The organism is Amycolatopsis viridis, from assembly GCF_011758765.1.
In the GTDB taxonomy this organism is placed as follows: Bacteria; Actinomycetota; Actinomycetes; order Mycobacteriales; family Pseudonocardiaceae; genus Amycolatopsis_E; species Amycolatopsis_E viridis.
In genome coordinates this window covers 870,968-889,956 of record NZ_JAANOU010000001.1, presented here as the reverse complement: position 1 = coordinate 889,956, position 18,989 = coordinate 870,968, and the positions used below count along the sequence as shown (strand labels likewise).

20 protein-coding genes are annotated in these 18,989 nt (G+C 71.4%); 9 read left to right on the top strand and 11 right to left on the bottom strand.

The annotated features are described in order from the left end of the window. Positions 1–183: 183 nt before the first annotated feature. Positions 184–876, top strand: coding sequence for a 4'-phosphopantetheinyl transferase family protein (locus FHX46_RS04500; RefSeq protein ID WP_167110910.1), 693 nt, complete (start codon positions 184–186; stop codon positions 874–876). A 10-nt stretch (positions 877–886) separates the two neighbouring features. Here FHX46_RS04500 and FHX46_RS04495 read toward each other — a convergent pair whose 3' ends face one another. Next, positions 887–2,014, bottom strand: a complete 1,128-nt coding sequence (locus FHX46_RS04495; protein ID WP_167110908.1) for an isochorismate synthase — start codon at positions 2,012–2,014, stop codon at positions 887–889. Between the two features lie 82 nt (positions 2,015–2,096). After that, the gene (gene mihF / locus FHX46_RS04490) at positions 2,097–2,408 is read right to left on the bottom strand and encodes an integration host factor, actinobacterial type (RefSeq protein ID WP_167103949.1); all 312 of its coding nucleotides are present in this window, start codon (positions 2,406–2,408) and stop codon (positions 2,097–2,099) included. Positions 2,409–2,669: 261 nt separating this feature from the next. On the opposite strand from mihF, the gene FHX46_RS04485 reads away from it, so the two are divergent. From FHX46_RS04485 to FHX46_RS04470, 4 genes are all read left to right on the top strand, one after another. Beyond that, entirely contained in the window at positions 2,670–4,292 is a 1,623-nt protein-coding gene (locus tag FHX46_RS04485; RefSeq protein WP_167110906.1) for a long-chain fatty acid--CoA ligase, read from the top strand. A gap of 87 nt (positions 4,293–4,379) precedes the next feature. Further along, entirely contained in the window at positions 4,380–4,787 is a 408-nt protein-coding gene (locus FHX46_RS04480; protein WP_167103943.1) for a PaaI family thioesterase, read from the top strand. A 55-nt stretch (positions 4,788–4,842) separates the two neighbouring features. Beyond that, positions 4,843–6,024, top strand: a complete 1,182-nt coding sequence (locus FHX46_RS04475; RefSeq protein ID WP_167110904.1) for a peptidase C39 family protein — start codon at positions 4,843–4,845, stop codon at positions 6,022–6,024. Between the two features lie 222 nt (positions 6,025–6,246). Then, positions 6,247–6,900, top strand: coding sequence for a TetR/AcrR family transcriptional regulator (locus FHX46_RS04470; protein ID WP_167110902.1), 654 nt, complete (start codon positions 6,247–6,249; stop codon positions 6,898–6,900). 43 nt (positions 6,901–6,943) lie between these two features. Here the strand turns inward: FHX46_RS04470 and FHX46_RS04465 are convergent, their stop codons facing one another. The 4 genes from FHX46_RS04465 to FHX46_RS04450 form a co-directional block, all read right to left on the bottom strand. Further along, on the bottom strand, positions 6,944–8,266 hold the full coding sequence (locus tag FHX46_RS04465; protein ID WP_279589499.1) for a cryptochrome/photolyase family protein: 1,323 nt from the start codon (positions 8,264–8,266) through the stop codon (positions 6,944–6,946). A gap of 142 nt (positions 8,267–8,408) precedes the next feature. Next, positions 8,409–9,719 (bottom strand): citrate synthase, encoded by a 1,311-nt coding sequence (locus tag FHX46_RS04460; RefSeq protein ID WP_167110898.1) that lies wholly within the window; start codon positions 9,717–9,719, stop codon positions 8,409–8,411. Positions 9,720–9,887: 168 nt separating this feature from the next. Then, on the bottom strand, positions 9,888–10,832 hold the full coding sequence (locus FHX46_RS04455) for a carbohydrate kinase family protein (protein ID WP_167110890.1): 945 nt from the start codon (positions 10,830–10,832) through the stop codon (positions 9,888–9,890). Beyond that, positions 10,829–11,434 carry a TetR/AcrR family transcriptional regulator gene (locus tag FHX46_RS04450; protein WP_167110889.1) on the bottom strand — a complete coding sequence of 202 codons (606 nt, stop codon included), beginning with the start codon at positions 11,432–11,434 and terminating at the stop codon, positions 10,829–10,831. Before FHX46_RS04450 ends, FHX46_RS04455 begins: the two co-directional genes overlap by 4 nt. Before the next feature lie 68 nt (positions 11,435–11,502). On the opposite strand from FHX46_RS04450, the gene FHX46_RS04445 reads away from it, so the two are divergent. Next, the gene (locus tag FHX46_RS04445; protein ID WP_167110887.1) at positions 11,503–12,639 is read left to right on the top strand and encodes an acyl-CoA dehydrogenase family protein; all 1,137 of its coding nucleotides are present in this window, start codon (positions 11,503–11,505) and stop codon (positions 12,637–12,639) included. Between the two features lie 354 nt (positions 12,640–12,993). Here FHX46_RS04445 and FHX46_RS04440 read toward each other — a convergent pair whose 3' ends face one another. The 3 genes from FHX46_RS04440 to FHX46_RS04430 all read right to left on the bottom strand — a co-directional run bounded on the left by FHX46_RS04440 (position 12,994) and on the right by FHX46_RS04430 (position 15,772). Next, entirely contained in the window at positions 12,994–14,205 is a 1,212-nt protein-coding gene (locus tag FHX46_RS04440; RefSeq protein ID WP_167110885.1) for an amidohydrolase, read from the bottom strand. 201 nt (positions 14,206–14,406) lie between these two features. After that, entirely contained in the window at positions 14,407–14,871 is a 465-nt protein-coding gene (locus FHX46_RS04435) for a GNAT family N-acetyltransferase (protein ID WP_167110883.1), read from the bottom strand. Then, positions 14,864–15,772 (bottom strand): aldose 1-epimerase family protein, encoded by a 909-nt coding sequence (locus tag FHX46_RS04430; protein ID WP_167110881.1) that lies wholly within the window; start codon positions 15,770–15,772, stop codon positions 14,864–14,866. The genes FHX46_RS04435 and FHX46_RS04430 overlap by 8 nt, the downstream gene beginning before the upstream one ends. 96 nt (positions 15,773–15,868) lie before the next feature. On the opposite strand from FHX46_RS04430, the gene FHX46_RS04425 reads away from it, so the two are divergent. Both FHX46_RS04425 and FHX46_RS04420 read left to right on the top strand, forming a co-directional pair. Next, positions 15,869–16,444 (top strand): TetR/AcrR family transcriptional regulator, encoded by a 576-nt coding sequence (locus FHX46_RS04425; RefSeq protein WP_167110879.1) that lies wholly within the window; start codon positions 15,869–15,871, stop codon positions 16,442–16,444. Further along, positions 16,441–17,271 carry an MBL fold metallo-hydrolase gene (locus FHX46_RS04420; protein ID WP_167110877.1) on the top strand — a complete coding sequence of 277 codons (831 nt, stop codon included), beginning with the start codon at positions 16,441–16,443 and terminating at the stop codon, positions 17,269–17,271. The genes FHX46_RS04425 and FHX46_RS04420 overlap by 4 nt, the downstream gene beginning before the upstream one ends. Here FHX46_RS04420 and FHX46_RS28390 read toward each other — a convergent pair whose 3' ends face one another. Further along, entirely contained in the window at positions 17,272–17,997 is a 726-nt protein-coding gene (locus tag FHX46_RS28390) for an SDR family NAD(P)-dependent oxidoreductase (RefSeq protein WP_167110875.1), read from the bottom strand. It abuts the gene before it with no gap. Continuing rightward, positions 17,994–18,440 carry an SgcJ/EcaC family oxidoreductase gene (locus FHX46_RS04410; RefSeq protein ID WP_167110873.1) on the bottom strand — a complete coding sequence of 149 codons (447 nt, stop codon included), beginning with the start codon at positions 18,438–18,440 and terminating at the stop codon, positions 17,994–17,996. Before FHX46_RS04410 ends, FHX46_RS28390 begins: the two co-directional genes overlap by 4 nt. Before the next feature lie 79 nt (positions 18,441–18,519). Between FHX46_RS04410 and FHX46_RS04405 the strand changes: the two genes are divergently transcribed. Next, entirely contained in the window at positions 18,520–18,987 is a 468-nt protein-coding gene (locus FHX46_RS04405; protein ID WP_313886021.1) for a MarR family winged helix-turn-helix transcriptional regulator, read from the top strand. Positions 18,988–18,989 lie beyond the last annotated feature (2 nt).

The window sequence follows — 18,989 nt, the reverse complement described above, 5'->3', positions numbered from 1 at the left end:
ACGGCGGCTCAGATCGGAATCCAGTTCGGTATGAAAAGTGGGCATGCAGGCGCTCACGTCCCAGGTGAGCTGGCACAGGTGCCAAATCCCGTTCGGTGCCGAGTCGCTCGCGTGGGCGGTGGCTCGCAGCTGGGGTCAGCACTGCGCAGACGCGCGGCTGCACGCACCGCGTAGGTTGGGCACGTGATCGAGTGCGCGGTGTGGTGGGCGGTTCCACTGCCGGACGAACCGGAGTACCTCACCCTGCTGGACGACGCCGAGCGCGGACGGTACCGGGCCTACCGGCGGGAAATCGACCGGCAGCGGTTCCTCACCGGCCGGGTGCTGGCCAAGACGGTGGCCGGTGACCTGCTCGGACGCGCGGCCGCGGACGTGACCTTCGACGCGGCCTGCGACGACTGCGGCAAGCCGCACGGCCGCCCCCGGGTGCCGGGGGCCGCGTTCGAGCTGTCCATCTCGCACTCCGGCGAGCGCATCGGGGTGGCCGTGACCAGTGGCGTTCCGGTCGGCCTGGACGTCGAGACCACCAGCCGGCGCGTGGACGACGCGCTGATCGGCTACGCGCTGAACGAGACCGAGCGGGCGACGCTGGCGGACCTGACCGAACCGGACCGGGTGGCCGCCTTCTTCCGGTTCTGGACCGGCAAGGAGGCGCTGATGAAGGCCACCGGACGGGGTCTGCGGATCCCGCTGCGGAGCCTCACGCTGGCCGGGCCCGGGGATCCGCCACAGCTGGTCGCGTCCGCGGATCCGGCGCTGGACCCGGCCCGCACCCGGCTGGCCGATCTCGACCCCGGCGAGGGGTACCGGGCGGCGGTCGCGGTGCTGGCCGAGCAGGAGCTGCGGGTGACCGAACGGTGGTGGCCGGCCCCGTAGCCCCGTGGGGCTACAGCTCCAGCCCCATCGCCCGCAGCAGCGTCTGGAACTTCGCCGACGTCTCGTCCAGCTCCGCCTTCGGGTCCGAGGCCGGCACGATGCCGCCGCCCGCGTACAGCCGCAACCGCTCCCCGCTCACCTCGGCGCACCGGATGGAGACCGCCCACTCGCCGTCACCGTGGGCGTCCATCCAGCCGACCGTTCCCGCGTAGTACCCGCGGTCGAACGGCTCCAGCTCGCCCACCAGCCGCCGCGCGTCGCCGGTCGGCGACCCGCAGATGGCCGGCGTCGGGTGCAGGACACCTGCCAGGTGCAGCGCCGTCACCTCCGGGTCGACCAGCTCACCGGTCACCATCGTGCTGAGGTGCCACACCGTGGGCGTCGCCACCAGCGACGGGGTGCTCGGCACGCGCAGGTTGCGGCAGAACGGCCGCAGCGTCTCCACGATCGCCTCGCTCAGGATCGCGTGTTCCACCTGGTCCTTGCGCGAGGACGCGAGCCGCTCGGCGTTCTCCCGGTCGGTGACCGGGTCGGCCGAGCGCGGCGCGGAACCGGCGTGCGGGTGCGACACGACCCGCCGGCCGCTGCGGGACAGCAGCAGCTCCGGCGTCGCCCCGATGAGGGACCGCCCGCCGGGCAGCGCCGCGGCGAACGTGTAGCCGTGCGGGTTGTCCTTGACCAGGTTGTGCAGCACCGCCTTGACCGGCACCGGACCGGGAAACTCCAGGTCCAGGGCACGCGCGAGCACGACCTTGCGCATGCCGCGCTCGGTCAGCGCCCGCACCGCGCGCGCGACCGCCTCGACGTGGGCGACCGGCTCGGGCACGGCTCGCACCACGTCGGGGCCGTCGACAGGCATCCGCGGCAGGTCGGCCGCGCCGGGGTGCGCCGGACCCGCCACCCGGGCGGTTTCCGGCACGACGAGGTATCCGGGTGCCGCAGCGGTGTCGAACGGCAGGACACCGACCGCGAGCGACCCCGGGGACCCGGCCAGCGCGGCCGGGACCGCCTCACTGAGCGCCGACACGTCGGTGTCGGCGAAGGTCAGCCGAGAGCCGGACCCGAAGACAGTGTGCCGTGACGTGGCGAAGTAGAAGTCGCCCGGCGTGTACTCCTCGAGTGTCTCTGCGGCATCCACACCCCCATTGTGCTCCCGGTCCGGCAGCGGGGAGCGGAAGTGTCACTCGCGCAACACTTCCACGCCGACCTGCGGAAACGGGTTACTTGAGGGCGTCGATCAGCGCCGCGCGCTGGCGCTCGCCGAGGCCGCCGGCCCGCCGGTCCGGGTCGATCCCGGCCTTCTCCAGCAGCGCGGCCACCTTCACGGCACCGAGCCCGGGCACCGCCTTGAGCAGCTGGGTGACCTTGGTCTTGCCGATCGTCTTGTCGTCCTTGGCCTTCGCCAGCACCGAGTCGATGGACTGCTGACCGGACTTGATCGACGCGAGCAGCTCGGAGCGGGCCTTCCTGGCCTCGGCGGCCTTGGCCAGCGCTTCCGCGCGCTGCTCCGGGGTCAACGTGGGCAGAGCCAACGTAGTAGTCCTTCCGTGTGTCGGATATCCGCTCTCGCGGCGACGGCTGGCACCCAGCGCGGTGCTTGCTCGCGCAAGCGCTGGCCAGGCCGTCTGGTCCACGCGCCCAGTAAACGCCACCAGGGCCGGAGCCGCGACCTCGACACGCGCGGAAACCCCCGGTCGGGGCGGGTGCGGCCGCTTCTGGCGACCGGCGGTGTCTTCACCTTAGAGTGACGGCAGACACGTTCGACGACGAACTTTCACCGCGCGGGAGTGCCCATGTTGAGCACGATGCAGGACGGACAACTCTCCCTGGCTCGCCTGCTGGAACACGGAAGCCGGATCCACGCCGCCAGCCGGGTGACCACGTGGACCGATCAGGGTCCCCGCCGCGAGACGTACGCGGAGCTGGGCCGCAACGCCGGGCGGCTCGCCGGCGCCCTGCGTGGTCTCGGCATCACCGGGGACCAGCGGGTCGGCACCTTCATGTGGAACAACGCCGAGCACCTGGCCGCCTACTTCGCGATCCCCGCGATGGGTGCCGTGCTGCACACCCTGAACATCCGCCTGTTCCCCGAGCAGCTGACGTTCGTCGCCAACCACGCCGAGGACCAGGTCGTGCTGGTGGACGGCTCGCTGGTGCCGCTGCTGGCCCGGCAGCTGCCGGAGATGAAGACCGTCCGGCACGTCGTCGTCGCCAACGGCGACCCGGCCACCCTGGAGGCCCCGGCCGGGGTCGAGGTGCACTCCTACGACGAGCTGCTGGCCGCCCAGCCGGACACCTTCGACTGGCCGGAGATCGACGAGCGCTCGGCCGCCGCGATGTGCTACACGTCGGGCACGACGGGCGACCCGAAGGGTGTGGCCTACTCCCACCGGTCGATCTGGCTGCACTCGATGCAGGTGTGCATGAGCGACAGCATGCGGTTGGCCCCGGAGGACACCGCGCTGGTCATCGTGCCGATGTTCCACGCGATGTCCTGGGGCATGCCGTACGCGGCGATGATGGTGGGCACGTCGCTGGTGATGCCGGACCGGTTCCTGCAGCCGGCCCCGCTGGCGCAGATGCTGGCCTCGGAGAAACCGACCTTCGCGGGCGCCGTGCCGACCATCTGGCAGGGCTTGTTGCAGCAGCTGGAGGAACATCCGCAGGACATCTCGCACCTGCGCGAGGTGGTCGTCGGCGGTTCGGCCTGCCCGCCGTCGCTGATGCACGCCTTCGAGGAGCGCTACGGCGTGCCGATCCTGCACGCGTGGGGCATGACCGAGACCTCGCCGCTGGGTAGCGTGGCCCGGCCGCCCGCCGGCGCGACCGGCGAGCAGGCGTGGCAGTACCGGTACTCGCAGGGCCGCTTCCCGGCGTCGGTGCGGGCGCGGCTCATCGACGACCACGGCAACGAGCAGCCGTGGGACAACGAGAGCGTGGGCGAGCTGGAGGTCGCCGGCCCGTGGATCGCGGGCAGCTACCACGGCGGCGCCGACCCGGAGAAGTTCCACGACGGCTGGCTGCGCACCGGTGACGTGGGCCGGATCAGCCCGGACGGCTACCTGACGCTGACCGACCGCGCGAAGGACGTGATCAAGTCCGGTGGCGAGTGGATTTCCTCGGTCGACCTGGAGAACACCGTGATGAGCCACCCGGCCGTCGCCGAGGCCGCGGTGATCGGGGTGCCGGACGAGAAGTGGGACGAGCGGCCGCTGGTCGCCGTCGTCGTCCGCGAGGGTCACCAGGTGACCGCCGCGGAGCTGCGCGAGTTCCTGGCGGACAAGGTCGCGAAGTGGCAGCTGCCGGAGCACTGGACCTTCATCGACGAGGTGCCCAAGACCAGCGTCGGCAAGTTCGACAAGAAGCGGCTGCGTGCCTTCCACTCGGACGGCAAGCTCGACGTGCGGCACTTCTGACCGGGCGCGTGCCACCGTGCGCAGGGGCGCCGGGCGGGCCGGACCGGGGAGCTGGTGCCGGCCCGCACGGTGCGCTAGAAACGGATCATGACTCAGCTCGACGAGACCGGAACGGCGCTGTTCCACCAGTCGATGCCGTTCTCGGAGCGGCTCGGCATCGAGGTCCTGGAGCACTCGGCGGACGTCGTCCGCGCCCGGCTGGCGTGGGACGCGAGCCTGTGCACGATCGGCGGTGTGCTGCACGGCGGGGCGCTGATGGCGCTCGCCGACTCGACCGGCGCGGTGTGCGCGTTCCTCAACCTGCCCGAGGGCGCGCAGGGCACCTCCACCATCGAGTCGAAGACGAACTTCCTGCGCGGGGTGCGCGAGGGGCACGTGGTGGCGACCGCGCGCCCGCTGCACACGGGCCGGAAGGTGATCGTGGTGGAGACCGAACTGCACGACGACGCCGGCAAGCTGGTCGCGAAGGTGACCCAGTCCCAGGCGGTGCTCTGACCCGCTCGCCCGGTCAGTGGTTTACACCACCGGCGCACCGGGGGAGAATTCCCGGATGACCCGCGCTCTGCTCGCCGTGCTCGCCGCCGCGATGATGGCGACGGTGTCCGTGCAACCCGCCGCCGCTTCCGGCCGCGCCGGCGACGAGGCGATCGACTACCACGAATGGACCCGCCCCGGCCCGTTCGAACCCGCCGGGGTGCAGTCCTACCAGGGACGCGACTACGAGCGGTCGCAGTGGACCTCGCCGTTCCACGCGCCCGGCTTCGACGCCACCGAACTGATCGCGTCCTGGAACGCGCACACCCCGCCGGGCACCTGGATCGAGGTGGAGACCCAGGGCCGGACCACAGCGGGCGCCGAAACCGCGTGGTACGTGATGGGCCGGTGGGCCGCCGGTGACAGCGACATCCGGCGCACCAGCGTCGACGGTCAGGACGACGCGCACGCGCAGGTCTCGGTGGACACGCTGGTGATGAAGCCCGGCGAGCTGCTGCGCGCGTACCGGCTGCGGGTCTCGCTCTACCACGCGCCGGGCACCCGGGCGATGCCGGCGATCAGCGCGGTGGGCGCGATGACGTCGAACGTGCCGGACCGCTTCGAGGTGCCGACCTCGCCGCCCGGCCGGGCCTCCGGCATCGAACTCGCGGTCCCCGCCTACGCTCAGAACATCCACAAAGGACAGTTTCCGGAGTACGGCGGCGGCGGGGAGAACTGGTGCAGCCCGACGTCCACCGAAATGGTGGTCGAGTACTGGGGTCGCCGCCCGCGACCGGAGGACATGACCTGGATCCCCGCGGAGTACGCCGACCGCACCGTCGACTACGCGGCCCGCCAGACCTACGACCTCGCCTACGCGGGCACCGGGAACTGGCCGTTCAACACCGCCTACGCGGCGACCTTCGGCCTGCGCGGGCACGTCACGCGCCTGCACTCGCTGACCGAGCTGGAGGACTACATCGCCCGCGGGATCCCGGTCATCACGTCACAGTCGTTCCGCGCCGACGAGCTGGACGGCGCGGGTTACGGCACGGCCGGCCACATCATGGTCGTCGTCGGGTTCACCGAGGACGGTGACGTCATCGCCAACGACCCGGCCGCGAACAGCAACGCGAACGTGCGGACGGTCTACCCGCGTGCCCAATTCGAAAACATCTGGCAGCGCACCAAACGGCACACCGCGGACGGCTCGGTGGCCGGCGGACCCGGCGGGATCGTCTACCTCATCACGCCGTGACGGACCGGCGGAAGGGGCCAATGAGGCCAATCCTCCGCAACTGGTAACTGGTGAACCCGTTCGGGTCAGGCCGCTGACCTCGATCGAGATCGTCTGATCCCGTCGGGCGGCGAAGCACACCGCACCTCAGGGCACATTTCTCGATACTCTCGGTACCGATGGGGGTAGACAACCACGAGGCATGGTGGTCAACGATGGCGGCAACGGGCTCCAGTGCAACCTATGGACGATGAAGGTCACGCGATGATCGGGCAGGCCCGGCCCGCCAGTGCGCTCGCGAACGCCCGCGGCCGTCCCACGGCCGCCCGCGTATCCGACGACGTGCTGCTCGACGCCGCGCGGCGGTGCGTCCTGGCCAGCGGGCTCCGGCGAACCACGCTGGCCGAGATCGCGCGCACGGCGAAGGTCAGCCGGATGACGCTCTACCGGCGCTTCCCCGATGTGCGCAGCGTGCTGTCGGCGCTGATGACCCGCGAGTTCGGCGCGCTGCTGCACCAGGCCACGGTGAGCGGGGCGGACGCCCCGACCGCCCGGACGCGCCTGGTCCGCAGCGCGGTGGCCGCGGTGCAGCTGCTGAACGGCGACGCGCTGATGCGGACGATCCTCGACGTGGATACCGAGGTCGTCGTGCCATACGTGCTCGGACGGCTCGGCGGCACCCAGCGGCTCGGCGAGAAGTTCATCGTCGCGCTGCTGGAGGCCGGCCACCGGGACGGCTCGATCCGGCGCGGGTCGACAGCCGCGCAGGCGCGTTCGGTGCTGCTCGTGGTGCAGTCGTTCGTGCTGTCGCTGCGGGCCGCGACCACGGACGTCACAACCGAATCGCTGCTGGGGGAACTCGCGCACCACCTCAACGCGGCCCTGCGGCCACTGTGATCCCGGCACGCCGCGCACCGTCCACATGGGACGCGCGCGGCGCTCAACTGATCGCGTTGTAGCGGTCCAGCGCCACCGTGCGTTCGTGTGCGTGGTCGACGATCGGGCGGGGGTAGCCCGTCGGCAGCCGCGGCAGTTTCCACGGCTGGTGCACCGCCTTGCCCGGGATCTCCCGCAGCTCGGGCACGTACCGGCGGACGTAGTCCCCATCGGGGTCGAACTTCTCGCCCTGCGTGGTCGGGTTGAAGATCCGGAAGAAGGGCGCGGGATCGGTGCCGGTCCCGGCCACCCACTGCCAGTTCAGCTGGTTGGACGCGAGATCCCCGTCGACGAGGTGGCGCATGAAGTGGCGCGCGCCGAGCCACCACGGCAGGTGCAGGTCCTTGACCAGGAAGCTCGCCACGATCATCCGCACCCGGTTGTGCATCCATCCCTCGGCGAGCAGCTGGCGCATGCCGGCGTCGACGATCGGGTAGCCGGTGCGGCCCGTGCGCCAGCGGTCGAAGGCGTCCTGGTCGGTGTCGTACTCCAGCCGGTCGAAGCGGCGGTCGTAGTTCTGCCGCGCGGTCTCCGGGCGGTGGTACAGCACGTCCGCGTAGAACTCGCGCCAGGCCAGTTCGCTGCGCAGCGACTCGGCGTCCGCCCCGCGCCGGCTGCCGAGGTCGGCGAGCATCGTGCGGGGGTGGAGACAACCCCAGCGCAGGTACGGGGACAACCGGGTGGTGGCCGGCCGGTCGGGCCGGTCACGGCCGGCGGCGTAGCCGTCGAGACCGCTCTCCACGAAGGACCGCCAGATCTCCTGAGCAGCGGCTTCGCCCGGGCGCGGCAGCGACATCGGCCCCGGATCGGGAGCCGGGGGCAGCGAAAAGGGCTCCTCCGGCTCGATCCAATCCACTGTGGACGAAGGAGCGGGTGCCGGCCAGCCGTGCCGGCGCCAAGCCCGGTAGAAGGGGCTGAACACCCGGTACGGCTGCCCGTCCGGTTTCGTGAGACGGCCCGGGGTCACCGCGTAGGGCGAACCGCACTCGACCCAGTCGACGCCATCGAGTGCCGCGGCGACCGCACGGTCCCGGCGGCGCCCGTAGGGGCCGGTGTCGGTGCTGACGTGCACGCTGCCCGCGCCGATCGAGTGCGCCACCCGGGGCACCTCGCGCACCGGGTCGCCGTGCACCACCAGAAGCCGTCCGTCCAGGCTCCCGGCGAGCGCCTCCAGACAGCCGTGCAGGAACGCCCGCCGCGGCTCACCGGCGGGCCTCAGCAGGGCGTCGTCGAGCACGTACAGCGCCAGGACCCGGGAGGCGCGCTCGGCCGCGCAGGCCAGCGCCGGCAGGTCGGCGAGCCGCAAATCGCGCCGGAACCATAACAAGGCGGTACCCACGCCTCCGACTGTAGGCGATGCCCCGCCATCCGGCTCGGCTCGCGGGCGCATTCCGCCATTTCCCGCGCAACCGGAAGAACGCACAAAAAAGACGGCGCGTCCCGAGCCGGGACGCGCCGCCGGAAAGATCTCAGCGCTCGGAGATCGCGGTGTACTCGCGCTCCTTTTCGCCGACGTAGATCTGCCGGGGACGGCCGATCTTGGTCTGCGGGTCGTTGATCATCTCGCGCCAGTGCGCGATCCAGCCGGGCAGCCGGCCCAGCGCGAACAGCACCGTGAAGAACTGCGTCGGGAACCCGAGCGCCCGGTAGATGAGACCGGTGTAGAAGTCGACGTTCGGGTACAGCTTGCGCTCGACGAAGTAGTCGTCCGAGAGCGCGGTCTCCTCGAGGCGCTTCGCGATGTCCAGCAGCTCGTCGTTCGGCGCGAGCTTGCCCAGGATCTGGTCCGCGGTGCGCTTGATGATCTTGGCGCGCGGGTCGTAGTTCTTGTACACCCGGTGGCCGAAGCCCATCAGGCGGACGCCCTTTTCCTTGTTCTTGACCCGGTTGACGAAGTTCGCCACGTCGCCACCGTCGGCCTTGATGCCGTTCAGCATCTCCAGCACCGCGCTGTTCGCACCGCCGTGCAGCGGGCCGAACAGCGCCATGATGCCGGCCGAGATGCTGGCGAACAGGTTCGCCTCGGACGAGCCGACCAGGCGCACCGTCGACGTGGAGCAGTTCTGCTCGTGATCGGCGTGCAGGATGAACAGCAGATCGAGGGCCTTGGCGACCTCGGGGTCGACCTCGTACGGCTCGGCGGGCAGGCCGAACGTCATCCGCAGGAAGTTCTCCACCAGGCCCAGCGAGTTGTCCGGGTACAGGAACGGCTGGCCGACGGACTTCTTGTAGGCGTAGGCCGCCAGGGTCGGCACCTTGGCCAGCAACCGGACGGTGGACAGCTCGACGTTCGGCTCGTCGAACGGGTTGAGCGAGTCCTGGTAGAAGGTGGACAGCGCGGACACCGCGGAGGACAGCACCGGCATCGGGTGCGCGTCACGCGGGAAGCCGTCGAAGAAGCGCTTGAGGTCCTCGTGCAGCAGGGTGTGCCTGCTGATCTTCTGGGTGAAGTCGTCCAGCTGGGCCTGCGTCGGCAGGTTGCCGTAGATCAGCAGGTAGGACACCTCGAGGAAGCTGGAACGCTCGGCCAGCTGCTCGATCGGGTAGCCGCGATACCGCAGGATCCCGGCGTCACCGTCGATGTAGGTGATGGCCGAGGAACACGACCCGGTGTTGACGAACCCCGGGTCGTAGGTGATGTACCCGGTCGACGCCAGCAGCTTCCCCAGCTCGATGCCGGGAGCACCCTCGACGGCATTGACAACCTTCAGCTCGTGCTCGCCAGTCGGTAGGCGCAGCGATACGGTGCCGCCACCGGTCGCCGCAGTCGCGTCGGACATGCAGGTCGTCCCTCTCACGGTCACACGGGCCGGTAGCTCCTGCAGGTCACACAGGCAGCTTTCTGATCGCGCGTGACCGGAAAAAGTCCGCGCACACCGCCCCGCTGGGGTATGAATTCCCCCAATACGCTAGTCGAACAGTGGCCCTTCGCGCAGCCATTGTGTTACCTAGAGCAAACCGTTGGGATCAGGTTCACACATCTCGGCCGCGGTCGGCGGTTCCGCGCCGCTCCGGGACACCGTGATGGACGCCGCCCGGGCCGCGAAAGTCAAGACTTCGCGCCAGTCGGCCTCACTCAGATCGGTGAGCGCCCCCACATTCCGGTCGTGCAGCCACGACAGCAGGGCTCCCTGCACGGTGTCCCCCGCGCCGATCGTGTCGACCAGGCGGGCGGGCGCGGACGGTACCGGAACGGTCACGGATCCGGTGTGGACGACCAGGCCGTCGCCGCCGCGGGTCACCACCACCGCCTCCACCCCGGCGTCCAGCCACGACTTGACCGCCGCGTCCAGTCCGGCCGGCCCGGCGAGCCATTCGCCGTCGTCGTCGGACAGCTTGAGCAGGCGCACGTCGGGCAGCCAGGAGGCGAACCGGCTGCGATAGGCGTCGGCATCGGCGATGAGGTCCGCGCGGATGTTCGGGTCGAGCGCGGTCAGCACGCCGCGGGCGGCCTCGCGCCGCAGCACCGTCTCGTAGGTGGACGCGCCGGGCTCCAGGACCATGCCAAGGGTGCCCAGGCACAGCACGGAGACGTCCGCGGGCAGCGGACCGGGGTCGGCGACCAGCCGGTCGGCCGTGCCCTCGGTGTAGAAGGTGTAGCTCGCGGACCCGTTCGGCGCGAGGGCGACGACGGCGAGGGTGGTGTTCTCCGGACCGTCCTGCACCATCGATATGTCGACGTTCGACGCCAGGAGCCGATCCCGCAGCGCCTGCCCGAAGCGGTCGGCCGAGATCCGGGACAGGAACGCGGTCGGCGTGCCGAGCCGCCCCGCTGCGAGGGCGACGTTGTACGGGCCGCCGCCGAGGCGCGGCACCAGGGACGTCAGCCCGTCGTTCGTCTTCTCGGCACCCGGCACCAGGTCGACCAGCGCCTCGCCACCCACCACGATCACGGGCGAGATGCTAGCCCGCCGAGGAGCAACTCGGACAGCGCCGTGAACGCCTCCGCGTCCGACACCCCGGCCCGGGAACCGACCACACCGGTCTGGATGGCCTCGACGAGCACCGTGGCCATCTCGGCGATGAGCGTCGCGTGCACCTCGCGGAACACCCCGTCCGCGACGCCCTTGGCGATGAACGACCGGATCTTCGCCGCCGCGGCCCGGCTGTTCAGCTCGTAGGCCGCGCGGGCCGGGGCGAAGTCGCTGATGTCCCGCATGAACGCGACGGACGCCCGGTTCAGGCACTCGGCGATCCCGGTCAGGTAGACGCCGATGATCTCGCGCGCGTCCTCGATGCCGGCGATCCGCTCGTCGAGCAGGTCGGCGGAGCTCTTGAAGTAGTGCAGCACCACGCGGACGGCGAGCTGCTCCTTGCTCGGCGCGAGCGCGTACAGCGTCGACTTCGAGCAGTGCGTCTTCGCCGCCAGGTCGTCGAGCGTGAAGTGGACGAAGCCCTCGACCAGGAACAACTCCTCCAGCTCGGCGAGCAGCGCGCGCTGCCGGGCGGTCAGCGTCTTGCCGCCCGGGGGCCGGAGCGCCTCGCGACTGGTCATCAGCCCACCGTATGTGCTGTACTGAGCATGATTACAGAGTACTGCTTTGAGTACACACGGAGGCAACTATGCCGGTCGACCGCCTACTCCCCGACCGCGAGTACGCGGATCTGCTCACGCTGGCGAAGGAACTGGCCCGCGACGAGCTCAAGCCGCTCGCCGCCGAGTACGAGGAGGCCGAGCGCTTCCCGCGGGAGCAGTTCCGGCTGCTCGGCAAGTCCGGCCTGCTCGGGCTGCCGTACTCCGAGCGCTGGGGCGGCGGCGAGGTGCCCTACGAGGTGTACCTGCAGGTCCTGGAGGAGATCGCGGGCGCGTGGATGTCGATCGGCATCGGCTTGTCGACGCACATCATGGCCTGCTACGCGCTGGCCCACCACGGCACGGACGAGCAGCGCGACCGCTGGCTGCCGGGCATGCTCGAGGGGCAGCTGCTGGGCGCGTACGCGCTGTCGGAGTCGCACGCCGGGTCGGACGCGGCGTCGCTGTCCACGCGAGCCCGGCTGGACGGTGACGCGTACGTCGTCAACGGCACGAAGGCGTGGATCACGCACGGCGGGCAGGCGGACTTCTACACGACGATGGTCCGCACGGGCGACGACGAGATCTCCTGCCTGCTGGTGGACGGCCGCACCCCGGGGCTGTCCGCGGCGCCACCGGAGCGGAAGATGGGCCTGACCGGGTCGACCACCGCGCAGGTGATCTTCTCCGACGCCCGGGTGGACGCGGACCGGCTCATCGGACCGGCCGGGGCCGGCATGCGCATCGCGCTGTCCTCTTTGGACTCCGGCCGGCTCGGGATCGCCGCGTGCGCCGTCGGTCTGGCGCAGGCGGCGCTCGACGAGGCGGTCTCGTACGCCAAGGGACGCACGCAGTTCGGCAAGCCGATCATCGACTTCCAGGGGCTCGAGTTCCTGCTCGCCGACATGGCCGCCGCCGTCGACTCGGCACGCGCGACGTATCTCGACGCGGCCCGGCGCCGGGACCGCGGCATGCCGTTCGGCCGGGCCGCCTCGGTGGCCAAGCTCGTCGCGACGGACGCGGCGATGAAGGTGACCACGGACGCCGTCCAGGTCCTCGGCGGCGCCGGCTACACGCGCGACTTCCCGGTGGAGCGGTACATGCGCGAGGCGAAGGTGCCGCAGATCTTCGAGGGCACGAACCAGATCCAGCGCATGGTCATCGCCCGCCACCTGAAGCGGGCCTGACCCACCCGCGGCGGCCGGGCGGGGCGGGGCGGGGCCACCCCGGTACCGGCCGGACCGCCGCCCCCGTCCCGCACCAGCCAACCCACCACCCGGAGCGGCCAACCCACCGCCACGAGCAGCCAACCCACCGCCCGGAGCGACCAACACGCCGCCCGGAGCAGCAAACACGCCCCCCTCGCCGTGTTTGCCCGTGCGGGCGGCGTGTTTGCCCGTGCGGGCGGCGTGTTCGCCCTCGCGGGCGCCGTGTTTGCCCCCGCGGGCGCCGTGTTCGCCCCCGCGGGCGGCGTGTTCGCCCGTGCGGGCGGTGGGTTTGCCCGTGCGGGCGGTGGGTGGCCGGGGGGTGGGGTGCGCCCGTTACTCGGCGTAGCGGCGGGGGGTTACCACGCCCTCGCCGCGGGCGTCGTCGAAGCGGTAGACCTCCTGGCCGCGCACGAAGACGCGCATCGCGCGGTTCATCACGTCCAGCGGGTCGCCCGACCAGAGCACGATGTCGGCGTCCAGGCCGGGCCGGAGCGAGCCGATCCGGTCGTCCAGCGACAGCATGCTCGCCGGGTTCACCGTCAGCGCCCGCAGCGCGACCTCGGGCTCGAGCCCGTCCTTCACCGCCAGCGCGGCCTGGTAGACGAGGAAGTTGATCGGCACCACCGGGTGGTCGGTGGTGATCGCGATCTTCACCCCGGCGCGGGCCAGGATGCCGGCCGACCGGAGCGTCCGGTTCCGCAGCTCCACCTTCGACCGCGTGGTGAACAGCGGCCCGAGGATGACCGGCACGTCCTTCGACGCGAGCACGTCCGCGATGAGGTGCCCCTCGGTGCCGTGGTTGACCACCAGCTTGTAACCGAACTCCTCGGCCAGCCGGATCGCGGTCACGATGTCGTCGGCGCGGTGGGTGTGCTGGTCCCAGTAGAGCTCGCCGTCGAGGACCTTCGCGAGCGTTTCCAGCGTCAGGTCGACGTCGAACGGCTTGCCCTCCGCCCGTGCGTGGTCGCGCTGGGCGGCGTAGTTGCGCGCCTTCGTGAACGCCTCGCGGATGATGGCGGCGACCCCGAGCCGCGTCGAGGGCGTCTGGTTCTTGTCGCCGTACACGCGCTTCGGGTTCTCGCCGAGCGCGCTCTTCACGCTGACCGCCTCGTCGAACACCATGTCCAGTGCCGTGCGGCCCCACGTCTTCACCGCAACGGTCTGCCCGCCGATCGGGTTGCCGGAGCCGGGCTTGATCACGACGCTGGTCACGCCACCGGACAGGGCGTCGTCGAAACCGATCTCGAACGGGTCGATGCCGTCGATCGCCCGGAAACGCGCGCCGTTCGGGTCGGTCATCTCGTTGGTGTCGTTGCCCGCCCAGCCCTCACCCTCCTCGTGCACGCCGAGGTGGGTGTGGGCGTCGACGAACCCGGGCAGGACCCACGTGCCGGAGGCGTCGATCAGCTCCGCGTCCTCCGGGACGTCGACCTCCGCGTCCGGGCCGACCTGGGTGATCTTGCCGTTCTCGATCAGGATCGTGCCGCCGTCGACCGGGTCGCCCTCGACCGGCACCACGTATCCGCCAACAATCGCCTTCACCATGGTGAGCCAAGCTAACGGACCGGCGCCCGGAAAACCCCTCCGGCTCGCCGCACGGCGTTCCCGGCTCCGGGATCAGCGGTGGCGGCGCCGAAGATGCCGTGGCCGAGGCCACCGGCGTCCGGGCAGGCCACGAAGTCCCCGGACCGCGCCTCGGCGCCTTGGAAGTTCGCTCCCCGGCCGTCGGGCCCGATCGCGCTCACCTCACGGGATGCGCTTCTCCAAATGCACCAGGTGATAATCCCCCTCCGGGGTCCGCGCGGTTTCCACGTAACCGAGCCGGGTGTACAAGCGCAGCGGTGCCGCACTCCGCTCGCCGGTGAACAACCGCAGCACCCGCACGCCGGGCGGCAACCGGTCTTCGGCCACCCGCATCAGTTCCGAGCCGAGGCCCTGCCCCTGCCGGTCGGGGGCGACCACGAGCCGGCCGACCTCGGCCGTCTCACCACGCACCCGGATCCGCACGCTCGCCACCAGCCGTCCGCCGTCCCGCACGCCCCAGGTGCAGACGTCCGGATCGTGGAGGACGGCGACGAGTTCGCCGAGGGTCTCGCGCAGCGGCGGCAGGCCGGGGTCGCCGTGTGCCTGCGCCTCGGTGACGAACGCGGCCCGCTGCAGGGTCAGCAGTTCGCCCGCGTCCGCCTCGCCGAGCCGGACGGGGTCAGCCATGGACGCGGACGCCCCAGCTGCCGGTCCAGGAGCCGCCCGGCGCCAGCTCGATCAGGTCGGTGCCGGAGTTGAGCGCGTCGGCCGGGCAGGTCATCGGCTCGATCGCGACGGCACGGCCACGACCGGTCAGGTCGGCGGGGGTGAAGACCTGCACCCACCGGAAGTCCGGGCCGGCCCACACCTCGACGCTGCGGTCGCCGCGGGACAGGACGTGGTGGAACCGGCCGTCCTCGGCGGCGACGAGACCGCCGAACGCGGTGTCGAGGTCGACCTCGGCGAGCAGCCGCCCCTTCTGGAAGTCGTACTCGGTGCCCGCGGTGTCCCGCTCGTCGCCGTAGGGCAGCTGCTGGTCGGCGACGTACGGGCGCACGCGGGTGGCCGGCAGGGTCAGCGTCAGCTCGTCGGTCGGGACGTCGCCGATGCGGAAGTACGGGTGGGCGCCCACGCCGACCCCGATGGCCGAGGAGCCCTCGTTGCGGATCTCGTGGGTCACGGTCAGCTCGCGCGGCGCGAGGTCGTAGGTGATCCGGGCCTGGAGCGGTACCGGCCAGCCCGGCTGTCGCGGCACCTCGATCTCGAAGGTGATCGACGATTCGGCGTGCTCGACGAGCGTCCACGGCCGGTACCGGGTCAGGCCGTGGATCGCGTTGCCGCGGGCCTCCTCGGTGACCTCGAGCCGCTGGGGCTCCCCGTGGTAGGTCCACTCCGCACCCTTGGTCCGGTTGGGCCACGGCAGCAGGATCTGCCCCGCACCCTTCGGCGGCGCGGCGTCCTCGGCGAAGGTCTCCAGGTAGGGCACGCCGCTGATCTCGAACGCCCGCAGGCCAGCACCGATCTCGGTGACGACGGCGCGCGCGTTGCCGCGGGTGATCTCGAACTGCTGTCCGGTGGGGTTGGCCATGCCCCGAAGATAGCCGCGGCGCGCCGAGCCCCAGTTCAGTGGCCGGGCGCAGCTACTAACTAGACCGGTCGTCATAGTTTGGCTAAGGTGACCGGCGTGGTCCGCAGAACCGACACCCGCCGCCGCATGGTCGCCTCCGCCGCCGAGCTGTTCCGCTCCCAGGGCTACCACGCGACCGGGCTGAACCAGCTGGTCACCGCCGGGGGCGCACCGAAGGGCTCGCTGTACTTCCACTTCCCCGGCGGCAAGGAGCAGCTCGCCGCGGAGGCGATCGCCCACTCCGGCGAGGCGATGGCGGACCTGCTGCGGGAGCTGCTCACCGCCGCCCCGGACGCCGGCAGCGCCATCACCGGCGTGATCGATGCGCTGGGCCGCAACCTCGCCGACAGCGGCTACCGCAGCGGCTGTCCGATCGCGACCGTCGCGCTCGACGCCGGGGACAGCGAGACGATCCGCCAGGCGTGCACCGGCGGGTACCGCTCGTGGCACGCCGTCATCACCGGCTACCTCACCGGTGAGGGCCTCGATGCGGCGCGGGCGGCCACACTGAGCACGATCGCGCTGAGCGCGATCGAAGGCGCTCTGCTCCTGGCCAGGACCCAGCACGATCTCGCGCCGCTGCACGCCGTCGCCGAGCACCTGCGCCACACCTTCGAACGGGAGCTGGAATGAAGATCCACCACCTCAACTGCGGCACGATGCGGCCGCTCGGCGGGCGCCTGATCGACGGCCGCGGCGGGTTCTGGCACCGCGCCGAGCTGGTCTGCCACTGCCTGCTCGTCGAGACCGGGAACGAGCTGGTCCTGATCGAGACCGGACTGGGTTCCCCGGCGGTCACGCGCGCGGACGAGTGGCTGGGCGCGCGGTTCGTGCGGATGGTCGGCGTCCGGACCTCGGTCACCGAGACCGCCGCCGAGCAGGTGCGCCGCCTGGGGTACGCACTCGCCGACCTCCGGCACATCGTCCTGACCCACCTCGATCTCGACCACGCCGGCGGACTGGTCGACTTCCCGCACGCCACCGTGCACGTCCACGCCGAAGAGCTGCGGGCGCTCCGGTCGCCCCGCAACGCGCGGGAACGCTCGCGCTACCGGCCCCAGCACTTCGCGCACGGTCCACAGTGGAGCAGCTACCCGGACGCCGGCGAGAAGTGGTTCGGGTTCGACGCCGTGCGCCAGCTCGACGGGCTACCGCCGGAAATCCTGCTGGTGCCACTGGGCGGGCACACCCGCGGGCACACCGGCGTCGCGGTGGACACCGGCGAGGGCTGGCTGCTGCACGCGGGTGACGCGTTCTTCCACCACGGCCAGATCGACCCGGTGCGCCCGCACGTGACGCCGGGCCTCGCGTGGTTCGAGTCCAAGGTGGAGACCGTGCCGGGCGCGCGGCGGGGCAACCACCAGCGGCTGCGCGAACTGGTGCGTGACCACGGCGACGAGGTCAGCGTGCTGTCCGCACACGATCCCTGGTTCCTGGACAACGTCGCGAGTGGACGGTAGCTAGCGGTCCGAGCCGAGCAGGGACAGCACCGTCCTCCTGGGCAGCAGCCGCGCCACCCCGGTAAGCACCGCGTTGCCGCGGCCGGGCACCACGACCGGACCCCCGCGCCCGGCCAGTGCGGACATGGCGCGGCGCACGACCTCCTCCGGCGTCTGCACCAGCCAGGCCGGCACGTCGGCCGCGTCCTGGGACGCGGTCGCGGTGACGCCCGGGCACAGTGCCATCACGTGCACGCCGCGGGTCTTCTGCTCGTGCCACAACGTTTCCGACAACGCCGTGACGAACGCCTTCGTGGCGCTGTAGACACCCAGGCCGGGCTTCGGCGTGTGCCCCAGGGTCGAGGACACGTTCACCAGCGCGGCACCCGGCTCGGCGGCGCCGAGGAAGGCGTGCGCCAGCGTCACCACCGCGCGGCAGTTGAGGTCGAGCTGGGCGAGCGAGTGGTCCAGTGGCGTGGCCGCGAAGTCGCCGTGCACCGCGGCGCCCGCGTTGTTGACCAGCACCGTGTAGCCGCCGCCGGCGAGCAGGCCGGCGGTGGCGCGCACACCCTCGGGCGTGGCGAGGTCCGCGGCCAGGTGGTCGTGCCCCGGCCCCAGCTCCGCGAGCAATCCGGTGAGCGGGTCTTCGCGGCGGGCCACGGCCGTCACGGCGTACCCCGCCGCGGCCAGTGCGGTCGCGAACGCCCGGCCGATCCCGGCGCTCGCCCCGGTGACCAGCGCCCTCACCGCGCGGCCTTCGGGCGGGTGTCCGGCGCGAAGGCGAACGAAATGCGTTCCATCAGCGACTTGCGCTGCGTGTTGTGGAACGCGGCGACGAGCCAGCGGCCGTCCTGGCGCACGAGGGTGTAGGTCTGCACCTTGGTCAGCGCCTTGGGCCGGTTGCCCTTCACGGTGTCGCCGCGGCTGGTGAGGACCGCCGCGTCCGGGCCGAGGAAACGCACGTCGAGCACCTCGTGCGCGAGCCGGGTGCCCTTGAGGAACTTGGCGAACAGGCTGCGGTGGCTGTCCGTGATGTCCTGCCGGCCCTGGTAGCGGGTGCCGACGAAGGTGACGTAGGTGGCGTCCTCGGTGAAGTGCGCACCGTAGGAGTCCGCGTCGCCGCGGGCCCAGGCTTCCGCGAGCGAGTCGAGGACGGCGGTGACGGGCGCGGTCCGGTCGGTGTCGATCATGGTCTCTCCTGTCCGCTACACTTATCTTCGTCAGTGCAGTATCTGCATACATGCAGATAATACGCAGAGGATGGTCACCGTGGCAAGTCAGCACGAACGGCGCGTGGTTTTCCGCCGCTACCTCGACGCCGTCGGCCTGCACGGGCTGGCCGGCGCCGAGGCGGCCGGCCTGCACGCCACCGAGTGGTACGCGCTCAGCCTGCTCGACCTCGAGGGATCGCTGACCTCCGGTGAGCTGTCCGCCCGCACCGGGCTCACCACCGGCGCGACCACGCGGCTGATCGACCGGCTCGAACGCGCCGGGTACGTGCGCCGCACCGCGGACCCGGCCGACCGCCGCAAGGTCGTCGTGGAGCCGGTCGCGGACGCGGTGGCCGGCGTCGCGGAGATCGTCGGCCCGGCCCGGCGCCACATCGCCGAGGTGATCGCGCAGTACCCGCCGGACAAGCAGGACGTCCTGTTCGACTACTTCGCCCGCGCCGCACCGGCGTACCGCGCGGCGTCGGAGGAGATCCGGCGGACGCTCAAGCGCGGGCGCGCGAAGTGATC